Here is a 12,900-nt window from a genome sequence, read left to right on the forward strand (position 1 = left end):
TATGTGGTGCCCGGGCCGGCCTCCGCTGCGCCTTTGCTGCATTGGCCGGCTTGCCCGGGATCTGTATTTCTTTTTCGTAAGTCCTACTTTTCTGCACTTCCAAGAGGGTTACTAGAGGAAAACTATGGAAAGAAATGCACTTCTTCGCGTATTCTCAAGAAATGTCGCCTGTGAGCTGGAATCGCGAAGTAGCATCGCCGTCGTTGTCCGCTGCGTCCCCTGAACTGGACGTCATCAGCCTTGGCCGCCGCGTGCGTCATCTGCGCAAGCAGGCCGGGCTGACGCTGGATGACTTGAGTGCCGCCGTCGGGACCGCCCCGAGCCAGTTGAGCCTGATCGAAAACGGCAAGCGCGAACCCAAACTGGGGCTGCTGCAGCAGCTCGCCGCGTCACTGAATGTGACCATCGATCAGCTGCTGGGGGCCGAGCCGCCCAGCCGCAGGGCAGCCTTGGAAATCGAGTTGGAACGGTACCAGCGCGGACCACTGTATGAGTCGTTGAACCTGCCCAAAATCCGCATCAGCTCGCGGCTTCCGCTCGATGTACTGGAGTCGCAGGTGGGGCTGCTTCAGGAGCTCGAACGCAAACTTAATGAGCAGGTGGCGACGCCGGAAGAAGCCCGCCGCGCGAACGGCGAGTTGCGTGCCATGATGCGCGAGCGCGGTAACTATTTCCCCGAGTATGAGGCGGAGGCGCAGAAGGTCCTCAAGGGGGTTGGCTACACCACGGGTCCGCTCAGCCAGCACGTCATTGCGGACATCGCCGAGAACCTTGGATTTACGCTGCATCACGTGGGCGATTTGCCGCACTCCACGCGGTCCGTGACCGATTTGAAGAACCGCAGAATTTATCTCACGCAGAACCAGCGCCAGGATCACGATCCGCGGTCTGTTTTGCTCCAGGCGCTGGGACACTACGTCCTGGGTCATGAAACTCCCCGGAACTACGGGGATTTCCTGGCGCAGCGGGTGGCCACCAACTACTTTGCCGCGGCGTTGTTGCTGCCGGAGCAGGCCACGGTGGAGTTCCTGCAGAAGGCCAAGGCCGCCAAGGAAATCGCCGTGGAGGACATCCGCGACGCCTTCGCTGTGTCCTACGAAACCGCTGCGCACCGCTTCACCAACCTGGCCACCAAGCACCTGGGCATCACCACACACTTCCAGAAGACCCACCAGTCCGGCATCATCTACAAGGCCTACGAGAACGATGGCGTGGCCTTCCCGCAGGACCACACGGGGGCCATCGAGGGTCAGCCGTCGTGCAAGGCATGGACCTCGCGGGCGGTATTCGATGTGCCTGACAAGTTCAGCGCCTACAGCCAATACACGGACACTCCGTCGGGCACCTACTGGTGTACTGCCCGCACCGAACGCTCCGCCGCTGGTGAATTTTCCTTGAGCATTGGGGTGCCATACCAGCACGTGAAGTGGTTCCGTGGCCGGGAGACCACGGCCCGGGCAACGTCAAACTGCCCGGACCCGAATTGCTGCAAGCGACCCCCGGCCTCGCTGGCGAACGAGTGGGCCGGCAATGCGTGGCCCTCCGCCCGCGCACACTCGCACCTGCTTGCCGCCATGCCCCCGGGTGCGTTCCCGGGCGTGGACGAGACCGAGGTGTACAGCTTCCTGGCGGCCCACTCCGAGCGCTGACGCTCTCTCACGTCCCGCGTGTTAGAGCCGATCGCTCTCTCACGTCCCGCGTAGTGGGCTATGGCGCTTGCTGCCAAACCCTCAGATTAGAGGGCCGGGCTACTTCATGAGATGGCTGGTGCTCAACAGTCAATGCGGCGGCGCCCGGCCCCTTGAAGGTCTTCGCGCCTGAGGAGTAGCCTGCACGCAAGAAGCGGAGATTGCAGGATTGGCCTAGGAGCGCGGCATGAATGTGCTAAGCCAGATACTCGCTGGATCCACCGGCCTGGCACTGATAAGCGTTGGCGTCCTGGAGATCTTCTTCCATGGCGACCAACGGTTCCACCGGATCTTCCTGATCAGGCCGGAAGACGTGCGCGCAGTTCGGATGTGGGCGATGAATGTTGGCGCCTACAACATCACCTTCGGCCTCGGCATCGCAGTGGGCCTGTGGCTAGTGAACTTCTCAGGCACTCCCGCCAGCGGGTCAGCCATAGTGATTTTCTGCTGCGCGTGCCACGTCTTCCTTGGTTTCTGGCTGTGGGTCACAGAGAAGCGCCTCCTGCTCAGCGCCATCGGCCAGGCGCTCTTCCCGGCGTTGGCAATCGTCTTTTACCTTGTATTTCGCTAGGGGGTGGTAGTTGGCGAAGGCTGGTCAAAGGGCAGCGGGCGAGCCAGGGATCAGCGGACCAGTCGCTTCACCAGCACGGCCGCAGCATCAACAACCTCGTCGGCCTCGTGCTTGGAGGCGCTCAGGGCAACTTCCTGGCCGGACACAGTCACGATGTCCGTGATCACGGCTACGGTGAGTCGGCCCAGGGTGTCGTCGCTGGCGCCGAGGAGCACGGTGTTCTGCCGGACCCACTCGCGCCCACGTTCCCGCCGCAGGACTTCGAAGCCTGGGGGAGTGTCGCCCTCGATGAACACGCGCTCCAGGTCCCGGTGCTTCCACGTGTAGTCGAAGTAGCTCCGGCTGCCTACGTTGAAAAGTGCCAGGGGATCGGATTCGCCGGCCTTCCGGGCTTTGGCCACGGCCGCGGCAACGAGCTTTTCGTGTTCGTTTTGGTAGTCGTCCCAAAGTGCGAGGAAGAGTTCGGTTTTGCCACCAAAGTGGTGGTAGAGGCTGCCAACGCTGGATCCCGCGCGGGAAACAATGTCGGAGATGCTCGCGTCGGTGAAGCCATGTTCCACGAAAACGTGGGTGGCAGCGTCCAGCAGGTTGCGTTGGGTGGCTGCTGTCCGGGTCCATTGCCACGAGCCCGCGTTGCTGGCTACTTCGGACGTCTTACGGACCACGCTTGGGCTCCTCTCGCAGGCAGGACGTAGATCGGAGTGTCGGACGGCTATTTTCTGGAATCCTACCTCCGAAAGAATCCACATAGCCAACAACAAGTCTTGACTGAGCCTTGAACTGCGGGAAATAATTCTGGAAGTCTGTTCTAGAAATACACATTGCGGCATGTATCCGAATGCTGCGATTTTTGACGCAGGACGCCCCGAAACCCGGGTGCCGTTTTTACCGTCGGGCTGCAACTGGTTGAATCGCTATATAGCGCCAACTGGTCGCAGCCAAACAAGCCAGAGAGGAACGCGGCCTGATGTCCGTTTCAAGCAAGTCGTCCGGGATCACGTCGAACAGGTGGTTCAAGCCCGTCGTCGTCACCGCAGGAGCTTTGGTGGTGGCACTGATCCTGGTGCTCGTTGCTCAATGGCTCCGGACCCTTCAGCCCGTGCAGCAGTTCCTGGTGGACTACCCCGGGCACTCGGCCATTCCCGAGGGCACCCCCACTGGCTTCCCCGCGTGGCTCGGGTGGCAGCACTTCCTCAACATGTTCTTCATCGTTCTGATCATCCGTTCGGGCTGGCAGGTACGCACCACCACCCGCCCGGCCGCCAACTGGACCAGAAACAACAAAGGTCTCATCAAGACCAAGAACCCACCCACCAAGATCAGCCTGGATCTCTGGTTCCACCTGACGCTGGACGCACTCTGGGTCCTGAACGGCGTCATCTTCATCGTGCTCCTCTTCGCCACCGGCCAGTGGTTGCGCATCGTCCCCACCAACTGGGACGTCTTCCCGAACGCGGTCTCAGCAGGCCTGCAATACGCCTCGCTGAATTGGCCCGTCGAAAACGGCTGGAACAACTACAACAGCCTGCAGCTCCTGACCTACTTCATCACGGTCTTCATCGCGGCCCCGCTGGCCATCATTACCGGAATCAGGATGTCCGGTGCGTGGCCCAAGAGGGCCGCGATCAACAAGTTCTACCCAATCGAGCTTGCCCGCAAGATCCACTTCCCAGTGATGATCTACTTCGTGGCCTTCGTGATTGTCCACGTCACGCTGGTGCTGGCAACCGGCGCGCTGAGGAACCTCAACCACATGTACGCGTCCACTGACGATAACAACAGCTGGTGGGGCTTCGGCATCTTCGCGGCTTCCATTGTCTTCACCGCGGCGGCCTGGTTCCTGGCCAGACCACTGTTCCTGCGGCCCATTGCCTCCCTCATGGGCAAGGTCTCGCGCTAGCGTCCCCGCGTTCGCACCAAGAAAACTTCGCGCAAAGAAAACAGCCGCCCCGGAAGTGTTTCCGGGGCGGCTGCTTGTGTCTGTAGCGAGAGAGGCTAGGACAGAGCCCCACCCTGCCACAGTGCATCAAACGGAGCGCCGGAGGACACCCGGTTCTTGATACCGGCAGTCACGAAAGCTTTCGCGGTGCGGGCGGCTTCAAGGGGCGTCGCGCCCTTGGCCAGTTCGGCGGTCACAGCGGCAGCAAGCGAGCAGCCGGCACCGGACACGGCCACTTCGCCAACCTTCGGGGCGCGCAGGACCTCCAGCGTCTCACCGTCGTAGTAAACGTCGACGGCGTCAGGGCCTTCCAGCCGCACCCCACCTTTGGCGAGGACTGCTGCGCCGCTGATTTCATGAATGCGAACGGCGGCAGCCTTGAGGGACTCTTCGTCGGTGATGGTGAGCCCGGACAGGGACTCGGCTTCAAAGTGGTTAGGAGTCACGAAGGTAGCCAGCGGCAGGATTTGTGCCTTCAAAGCTTGGTCGGTGTCCAGCGCGTGTCCCGGTTCCTGGCCCTTGCAGATCAGCACCGGGTCCAGCACCACGTGCTTGAACGCGCCATCAGTCAGCGCCTTCTCCACCGTGCTGATGGTTGCCGGGCTTCCGAGCATGCCGATCTTGACGGTGTCCAGCACCGATGGTGCGCCGGAAGCGGCACCGTAGGCCGCCGTCGTGGCCTCCAGTTGGTCTGCGATGACCTGCTGGTCCACCGGCACAAAACGGTGGTTCCAGTTGTCCTTCGGGTTGAAGGAAACGATGCAGGTGAGGTTCGCGATGCCGAACACGCCGAGTTCCTGGAAGGTCTTGAGGTCGGCCTGCGCGCCGGCGCCTCCGGTCGCTTCGGAGCCGGCAATGGTCAGGGCAATGGCAGGGGCAACGGCAGAAGTCATGGTTTCCATTTTGCCAGTTTCCCGGTCGTACGCCGATTCCGGCCCGTGAAAGGTGCTCGTGAGTCCTAGCCGTGCAGCGCCCTGTAGGCAGCTTCGGCCGCCGGATGCAACGGGATACCCGCGGTGTTGATGAGCGTCTCCGGGCTAAGGAATTGCACGCCGGTGCTGGATGTGGGAACCAGATCCTGGGCTTGTTCCACCAGCACCTCCACAGTTTGCCGAACAACATGGTCGGCCAGGTCCCTGCGGCACAGGAGTAGGTTGGCAACGCCTACCGTCCAGACGGCGGGAGCGTTGCCATAGCTGTTTGCGGGAATCAGGACGCGATCGTAAAAGAACCCCGACTGAGCCCGCGTCGCCGGGATGAGCTCGGAAATATCCAGTAGCCGAAGTCCAATGTCCTTTGCTGCGGCAGCGATGGGAGCGGTGGGCACTCCTCCCGATTGGATCATCACGTTTATTGAACCGTCCTGCAGTGAGGCCAGGGCCTGGTTTAGGCCGAGGTTGACTTGCTTCACGGCGCGGGGCGGTTCGGAAAGTCCCGCAGCTGTGATGATCCGTCCAGCGGTCAGGGTGGTCCCCGAGCCCACTTCACCCACTCCCGCGGTCTTCCCGGCGAGGTCTGCCAGGGTCCGTATCCCGCTGTCTTCGCGGACGATGCAGTGGACATAGTTCTGGTACACCTTGCCCAGCGCCACCAAACCCTCTCCGGTCCGGCTGGTGGCAGCGGCCTGGGCTGCTGCATCTGCCAGTGCGACGGCGAACGTCGCCTCGCCGGATAAGACCCGCTGGATGTTCTCCAGACTGCCGCCAGTGGTCAATGCGACGGCCCTTTCGGCGATGCGCTCCCGCTGCAACAGGCCTGCCAGGAGAGTGGCGAACTCCAGATAGAAGCCACCGGATTCACCACCGGCAACCGTGAGCTCCTGCAGGGGTTCCTCCGGCGTGCAGGCGGTGGTCGTCGCGAGCAGGCTGCCGCCCAGGCCGATCGCGACGGCGGTTTTGAGGGCGTTCCGCCGGGAGAACCTGGGTAAGTCAGGCATGCGTGCCCTCCTTGGGTTTCACGAACTCGAGGCGGGCCGTCAGGCCATGGGGATCGCCCGGCTCCAGGATCAGTCGCCCACCGTTTGCCTGCGCCAGCCGCTCCACGATGGTCATGCCCAGACCGTTGCCGGGAATCTTGCTGTGCTGCGGCGCCCGCCAGAACCTGGTGGTGGACGCGGCCAGTTGCTCGGCTGGGAGGCCGGGCCCGTCGTCGGAAATCACGACGGCGGTGCCGCCTTGCGTCGGCTGGGTCGCCACGGAGATACGCGCAGCGGGGGCGTACTTGATGGCGTTGGCGAGGAGTTCGCCCACCATGTGCGCGAGTTCGTCGGGGTCGCACATGATGTGGTTTTCCGAGGTTGGGGCCAACAGCGTCAGCTGCGATCCTGCACGGTGAGCGGCCGGCGCCGCCCTTTCCACTTCACCCTGCAGGACCGGGTAGGGGTCGATGACGGCCAGGCGTTTGTGCTCTGCTTCTTGCACGCGCGTAGCCCCCTCAAAGGCGCGGTGTTCCGCCGTCGCCAGCTTCAGCACGCCGTCGAGCATTTCCTCCACCCGCTCGAGTTCCGCAACGACGCCGGCGGCTGCCTCCTTCTCGGGTTCCGAGCGCAAGGCGAGCTGCAGCAGATCGATGCGCAGGCGCAGCGCGCCAACAGGGTTCCGGAGTTGATGTGAAGTGTCGGCAATGAGCCGGCGCTGCGACTCCATGCTTTCGGTCACGGCGTCGGCCATAGTGGTGAAGGAGCGGCTCAGCTCGCGCAGCTCAGGCGGACCGGCTTCAGGAAGCTGGCTGGTTTTGCCCGTGGATTCCAACTCGTGGACAGCTTTGCTCAGTCTGTGCACCGGGCGAAGGACCCAGGCAGTGATGCGCGATGCCGCCAGCAGGAGCAGCGCACCCAGCGCCAAGGCGGCGGTTCCGACGGCGAGCCAGCGCTCCCGTAGCTTCTGCCGGGACGCGTCGAGGTCCACTTCAAGGACTACCTCGCCGAGTACCTGGCTGGCGGTGCCGAAAGATCTTGAAATAGTGTCCCCGCCGGAGCCAAAGGCACGGATGGGGCTGAGCGTGGTGTCGCTGAGGTTGAGGCTCGCCCGGTTCAGAGCATCCCTGACCTCGGGCTGGTCCTCGCTGAGGCCGCCGGAACGGAGGGTTTTCTGTTGGAGCCGGATCAGAATTCCTTCATCATATAGCTCTGAGTATCGGTCCATCTCGCGCTGGAGTTGGGTGGTGTCGTTATCCTCCGCAGCTTCGCTGGCCAGTTGCGCAAAGCGGTTCAGGGCTGCGACGCGGTTGATTTGTAGTTCCTGGGTGAGTTCCCGGCTGGCCGAGGTCAGGATCACACTGGATACCGTCACCACGATGATCACCACCAGCAGGCTCAGGATGCCGAGGACGCGGACTTTCACGGTTGCTCGACGCGATAGCCGACACCGCGGACATTGATGATGAATCCGGGAAGCTGGAGCTTGGACCTGAGGCCGGTCAGGTGCACGTCCAAAGAACGTGAGTGGGCCAGGAAGGCGTCGCCCCAGAGCGCGTCAAGGATCTGCTCACGCGTGACAACCGAGCCTGCGTTCCTGACGAGGAGGCTCAGGAGGTCGAACTCCGTGGCGGTCAGGGCCAGTTGTCTTTCCCCGACGGCGGCCGTGCGGCGATCGAGGTCTACTTCCAGTTCTCCGAGCACGATGCTGTGCGGCGTTGCATTGCCCGCCCGATTGGTTCTGCGCGTCACGGCCTCGATTCTGGCCAGCAATTCCACGAGCTTCACCGGCTTGACGAGGTAGTCATCCGCTCCCGAACGGAGTCCAAGAACCACACTGCGTTCGTCGTCGCGGGCCGTCAGGATCAGGATGGGGATCTGCGTGACCTGGCGGAGCTTCCGCAGGACATCCAAGCCATCCAGGTCCGGAAGGCCGAGGTCAAGGAGGATGACCTCGTGCTGGCGGTGGGCCAGGAGTGCGTCCTCGCCGCGGGAAACCCGGGTGTGCTTGTGGCCAGCGGAGGCGACGGCAGCGCTCAAGGCCGACGCCATGGCGTCGTCATCCTCGACGATGAGCACGTGCACTGTCTGGGTCCTTCGGTTCGCTGGGCTGGCTTCACTGGTGGGGTTCGCTGGGCTGGTTCGCTACTAGAGCTTAACGTTGCGAGGCCCGCTCTGCGCCCTTCGGAGTATCCAAAGTGCGCAGAACGGGCCTCACAACGCAGGCAGGTCAGGCGTCGACGCGAGCCTTCATGCCGTCGTCGTCGGTTTCCTGCACAGTGCCCTTGGCCACGAAGGCGTTGCCCTGCTCCGCATCCAAGTGCGTGGGCTTCTTGTTCTTCAACGCGAAGATGTACACCAGCAGCGATATGAAGATCGCGGCGGTGACGTAGGTGAAGAACATGTCCACCTGACCCGACTTCTGCAGGGCCGCACCGATCAGCGGAACCGTGCCACCGAACAGCGAGTTGGCAATCGCGTAACCGAGCCCGACGCCGAGGGCACGGATGGATGCCGGGAACAGTTCAGCCTTCACCAGCGCGTTGATGGACGTGTAACCACCCACCATGAGCAGGCCGCCGAGCATCAGCAGGAATGCGATGAACGGATCCTTGGTGCCGGAAAGGGTGGAGAGCAGCGGCCACGTGAAGAGCACGCCGGTCACGCCGAACCAGATCAGCAAGGGCTTGCGGCCAACCTTGTCCGAGATCAGGCCGTACACAGGCTGCAGCAGCATGAAGATCAACAACGCCCAGAAGTTGATCACTGAGGTATCGGTCTTGGCGATGCCGGATGTATCGTTCATGAACTTCAGGATGAAGTTGGTGTACGTGTAGAACGCCACGGTGCCGCCAAGGGTGATGCCGATGCAGATGAGCAGTGGCTTCCAGTGCTTGGTGAGCAGGAGCTTCATAGTGCCAGGCTGGGCCTCGCCCTCAACCTTGACGTGGGCGGCGCGGAGCTGATCGGAGGACAGCGTTTCTTCCATGGAACGGCGGAGCCAGAGAACAACCAAAGCAGCGACACCACCGATGGCGAATGGAATCCGCCAGCCCCACGCTGTCAGGTCTTCCTTGCTCATGGTGTTCTGGAGGATGACCAGCACCAGGAGTGCCAGCATCTGACCGCCAATCAGCGTCACGTACTGGAAGCTGGAGAAGAAGCCTCGACGCTTGGCCGTAGCAGCCTCGGACATGTACGTAGCGCTGGTGCCGTACTCCCCGCCAACCGAGAAGCCCTGCACCACACGGATGAACACCAGCAGGATCAGGGCCCAGAGGCCGATCACGTCCTGCGTCGGCAGGATCGCGATGGCGAAGGAACCGGCTGACATCAGCGTCACGCTGAGCGTCAGCGCAGCCTTGCGGCCCTTCCGGTCGGCATAGCGGCCGAAGAACCAGCTACCGATGGGACGCATGAGGAACGACGTGGAGAAGACAGCCATCGCCTCAAGGCCTGCCTGCAGATCGTCCGAGGAGTTGAAGAAGTGCGACTGGAAATACGCCGCGAAAACCGTATAGACGTAGAGGTCGAACCACTCCACGAGGTTGCCCGCGGAGCCCTTGAGGATATTGCTCACGGCCTTGCGTGTCTGGGCGGCTTCGCTCAGAGGTGCAGCTTGTTGGGTGCTCATCAATGAACCTTCCTGGACGGCAGCGTTTTGCAACGGCCGTGTCTTGCATGAGTTCGTTCTGTCCATGAAGCTCGTGCTCATGGCGTCCTTGCGCATGGCTCTTCGTTGACTAAGAAAGGCCCTCCGGGGTGAAGAGGACATGTTCCAAACTATGGGTGATGCACGGCACAGCCCTAGTCCGAGGGGGATTTCCTAACACTTCCTTAGGTTTCGGGTGACGTCGGTTAGTGCTCGACGGCGGGCGCTCGCCACAGGATTCCCGGCTGCCGGTTCGGCTGTGGCTTTCCCGGGCGGCCGGGGATATCTTCTTGGCATGGGTGCAGTTCTACGAACCGCCCGCGCGGTGAAACGTGAGGCAGCCAGCATTCCGCTGCCACCAGGGCAGGTTGTGGGCCTGGTGCTGGATGTAGTCCTCGATCGTGTGCATCCCGCCTCCGTCCTTGGGCGCGACGCTCACCTTGGGCGCGACGTCCGACGCCGGGCGGCCGGTGTGGGCTTGGCGCTGACCGGCGCGGGAATCACCGCTTGGGCTGTTGCGGAGCGCCGGCGTAAAACGACTGGAAGCTTTGCTCTGGGCCACCCCGAAGGTTTGGTGACCAGCGGACCCTATGCGGCGAGCCGCCACCCGATGTATTTGGGGTGGTGGCTGATTCACTCAGGTGTGGCGGTTTCCAGGGGTTCCGCTTGGGCTCTGGTGACTTTGCCTGCTGGAATGCTGGTGGAACATCTGGGCGCGCTGTGGGAAGAAAATATGCTCAGGGAGCGATTCGGCCAGTCCTATGCCGACTATCAGAGAGACGTTCCCCGCTATGTGGGCTCGCCCATCTGGTTGATTCGCACCAGCTTCCACACGGCGAGGCGGCCCACGCCGGCAGCGGCTGCGATCGACAAGGAAAACAGAAACGAACCCGTGGACGAAAATGCGCCGAAGGGTACGCACATGAGCAAACCCGCAGCGAAGAATGCGGCCACGTGAACCCACTGGTTCCGAACGCGTCGCAGGGCTAGTCCGAGGAGTGATCCTACTGCGGCACCAACTGCCCAGACTGGGAGAAGGCTGTAAATGAAAAAGACAACGGCCCACTCGGGACTTTGGCTGGACAGCAACACGCAGAACGTCAAGTGCGCTACGGCGATGCCCAGCGTCAGTCCCTTGCCTCCCAGTACCACCCGATCCTTCGGTCCGTAGCGCCATCCAGTGGATGGGCTCCTTGTTGCCAGTGCGTACTCTTCATCGATTGACCACGGGTCCTGACTCATGACTACCTCCGAGAGATGTGAGCGAGGGATCGGCTCAAGGGGCGATTATGTGAGAGAGGGATCGGCTTTGCCCTTGGCGATCTGATTCAGCGCACCAGCCAGGGCGGGGTACTGGAAAGAGAATCCTGCGTCGAGCAACTTGCGGGGCTCCACCCATCTGCTCTTCAGCACCAGCTCCGTTTGCGTGCGGATCAGAACGGCTCCGGCCTCGAGCAGCCACGCTGGAGTGGGAATACCGAACGAGACGCCCATGCTTCGGCGAACCAGTGACATCAGCTCCCGGTTGTCCACGGGGTAGGGCGACGCCGCGTTCACCGGACCCGTCACTCCGGCATCCGCGTGGATGAATACCACCACACGGAACAAATCCTGCACATGGATCCAGCTGAACTTCTGCGTGCCCGGGCCCATGTGCCCACCAAGGCCGAGCCTGCCCAGGTTCCTGAGAGGGCTCATGACCCCGCCGGAACCCAACACGATCGCAATGCGTAGCGGAACCTTCCGCGTAGCCGGCACAACGGCAGCCGCTAACTCGTTCTCCCAAGCCCTGGCCACGTCCACGGAGAACCCGCTGCCCAGTTCGCCCGAAACCTCTGATTGTGGGTAATCTTCCGCATGCCTATAGATGGTTCCCGTACTCGAATTGATCCACGTCCGGGGCGGTTCGGCGCAAGCAGCCACAGCCCGGCCCAATGCACGCGTGGTCAGAACCCGGGAGTCCAGAATCTCCCGCCGGTGCTTCTCGTCGTAACGGCAATTCACAGACCGTCCGGCGAGGTTCACCAGCAGTTCGGCGCCGTCCAGCGCTTTGGTGATGGCGCCGTCGTCGTCCCATTGTGCGTCAGCCGAAGCGTCCCGCCCCACCGTCCTGACCTGCCAGCCTTCTTCAAGAAACCGACGCCTGAAGTAACTGCCAATGAAGCCGGAAGCACCTGCGATCACCACCGTCCGCGGCATTATGAGTCTTCCTTGACGCTGCGTACGAGCCCCAAAACGTCGTCGAGCACTTTGCTCACGCCGGGAATCGTCGCCAGCGACAGGCCGCGCGCCACCAGCGGGGCAGCGCCGTCGATCAGTTTGCGTGTGCGGCGTTGGCCTTCGGACCGGTCATAAACCCAGAACAGCGCCACGCCCATGTACGCCAACCACAGCAGTTCGGGCAGATCGCCGCGCAGTTTCTTGGCGACGGCGGGGGAGGAACCGTCGACGGCGGAACGGAAGATTGCGAGTGAGGCCTCGCGGGCGGCGGTGGACGCCTCGCCAAATGGGTTGACGGGCGACGACGGCCGGATCGCCGTCGCGATGAAGTCGGAACCGAACTGGTGGTACGGAGACATGACGTCGACGCCGGTGTGCAGCACGGCTTTCAAGCGCCCTGAGAGATCCTGGACGCCTTCAAGCGCCTGCGCCGCAACGACGGCGTGCTGATCCTGGACTTGGATGTACAGCTCCTGGACCAGCTCGTCCTTGGAAGCGAAGTAGTAGTAGGCGTTACCTACCGACACTCCGGCCTCCTGTGCAATGGCCCGCATTGTGGTCTTCTCGAAGCCGATCTCACGGAACATCTTCAGCGCCACATCGGCCACCAGTTGCCGGGTCTGTTCACTCTTTGCTGCCATCAGCTGCTCCTTGCGTGAAGTTTTGAACGTGTTCAAGAATGAGTATGTCACGATTTCTGAACGTGTTCAAAAGTTTATGTGATCGAGCGTTTGGTTTTGCGGTCGTCAAGTTTTTGAGACAGGTCTCGTTGTTGTTTTTGGTTAGGCGGCCAGGGGTTGCTGGGCGCGGGTTTGGTAGTTGGTGTGGGCTTTGGCTGGTGGTATGCCGCCGGCTCGGCGGTTGGGCCGGCGGCGGTTGTACCAGCCCTCGATGTATTCCATGACACCGGTTCGG

The 12,900-nt window shown here is 62.3% G+C and carries 12 protein-coding genes; 4 read left to right on the forward strand and 8 right to left on the reverse strand.

What is annotated here, in order from left to right; genetic code table 11:
* Window positions 1-134 precede the first annotated feature (134 nt).
* Both HAV21_RS08345 and HAV21_RS08350 read left to right on the forward strand, forming a co-directional pair.
* Window positions 135-1,649, forward strand: a complete 1,515-nt coding sequence (locus tag HAV21_RS08345; RefSeq protein ID WP_142936712.1) for an XRE family transcriptional regulator — start codon at window positions 135-137, stop codon at window positions 1,647-1,649.
* Window positions 1,650-1,875: 226 nt separating this feature from the next.
* Window positions 1,876-2,259 (forward strand): DUF1304 family protein, encoded by a 384-nt coding sequence (locus HAV21_RS08350; RefSeq protein WP_142936711.1) that lies wholly within the window; start codon window positions 1,876-1,878, stop codon window positions 2,257-2,259.
* Between the two features lie 50 nt (window positions 2,260-2,309).
* Here the strand turns inward: HAV21_RS08350 and HAV21_RS08355 are convergent, their stop codons facing one another.
* The gene (locus HAV21_RS08355; RefSeq protein WP_166841347.1) at window positions 2,310-2,924 is read right to left on the reverse strand and encodes a TetR/AcrR family transcriptional regulator; all 615 of its coding nucleotides are present in this window, start codon (window positions 2,922-2,924) and stop codon (window positions 2,310-2,312) included.
* Window positions 2,925-3,226: 302 nt separating this feature from the next.
* Here HAV21_RS08355 and HAV21_RS08360 point away from each other — a divergent pair, with 302 nt between their 5' ends.
* Window positions 3,227-4,159: a cytochrome b/b6 domain-containing protein gene (locus HAV21_RS08360; RefSeq protein ID WP_166841348.1), complete on the forward strand. Its 933-nt coding sequence runs from the start codon at window positions 3,227-3,229 to the stop codon at window positions 4,157-4,159.
* A 95-nt stretch (window positions 4,160-4,254) separates the two neighbouring features.
* Here HAV21_RS08360 and HAV21_RS08365 read toward each other — a convergent pair whose 3' ends face one another.
* The 5 genes from HAV21_RS08365 to HAV21_RS08385 form a co-directional block, all read right to left on the reverse strand.
* A complete protein-coding gene (locus HAV21_RS08365; protein WP_142936708.1) occupies window positions 4,255-5,100 on the reverse strand; it encodes a hydroxymethylpyrimidine/phosphomethylpyrimidine kinase in 846 nt (281 codons plus the stop codon).
* A 56-nt stretch (window positions 5,101-5,156) separates the two neighbouring features.
* Window positions 5,157-6,134, reverse strand: a complete 978-nt coding sequence (locus HAV21_RS08370; protein WP_166841349.1) for a TAXI family TRAP transporter solute-binding subunit — start codon at window positions 6,132-6,134, stop codon at window positions 5,157-5,159.
* On the reverse strand, window positions 6,127-7,539 hold the full coding sequence (locus HAV21_RS08375; protein ID WP_166841350.1) for a HAMP domain-containing sensor histidine kinase: 1,413 nt from the start codon (window positions 7,537-7,539) through the stop codon (window positions 6,127-6,129). The genes HAV21_RS08370 and HAV21_RS08375 overlap by 8 nt, the downstream gene beginning before the upstream one ends.
* The gene (locus tag HAV21_RS08380) at window positions 7,536-8,198 is read right to left on the reverse strand and encodes a response regulator transcription factor (protein WP_166841351.1); all 663 of its coding nucleotides are present in this window, start codon (window positions 8,196-8,198) and stop codon (window positions 7,536-7,538) included. The genes HAV21_RS08375 and HAV21_RS08380 overlap by 4 nt, the downstream gene beginning before the upstream one ends.
* Before the next feature lie 145 nt (window positions 8,199-8,343).
* On the reverse strand, window positions 8,344-9,747 hold the full coding sequence (locus tag HAV21_RS08385; protein ID WP_142936704.1) for an MFS transporter: 1,404 nt from the start codon (window positions 9,745-9,747) through the stop codon (window positions 8,344-8,346).
* A gap of 214 nt (window positions 9,748-9,961) precedes the next feature.
* Between HAV21_RS08385 and HAV21_RS08390 the strand changes: the two genes are divergently transcribed.
* A complete protein-coding gene (locus HAV21_RS08390; protein WP_347877624.1) occupies window positions 9,962-10,723 on the forward strand; it encodes an isoprenylcysteine carboxylmethyltransferase family protein in 762 nt (253 codons plus the stop codon).
* A 329-nt stretch (window positions 10,724-11,052) separates the two neighbouring features.
* Here the strand turns inward: HAV21_RS08390 and HAV21_RS08395 are convergent, their stop codons facing one another.
* Window positions 11,053-11,967 carry a TIGR01777 family oxidoreductase gene (locus tag HAV21_RS08395; protein ID WP_166841384.1) on the reverse strand — a complete coding sequence of 305 codons (915 nt, stop codon included), beginning with the start codon at window positions 11,965-11,967 and terminating at the stop codon, window positions 11,053-11,055.
* Window positions 11,964-12,626 carry a TetR family transcriptional regulator gene (locus HAV21_RS08400; RefSeq protein ID WP_166841352.1) on the reverse strand — a complete coding sequence of 221 codons (663 nt, stop codon included), beginning with the start codon at window positions 12,624-12,626 and terminating at the stop codon, window positions 11,964-11,966. Before HAV21_RS08400 ends, HAV21_RS08395 begins: the two co-directional genes overlap by 4 nt.
* Between the last annotated feature and the right edge of the window lie 274 nt (window positions 12,627-12,900).

The organism is Paenarthrobacter sp. MSM-2-10-13, assembly GCF_011605365.1.
Lineage (GTDB): Bacteria > Actinomycetota > Actinomycetes > Actinomycetales > Micrococcaceae > Arthrobacter.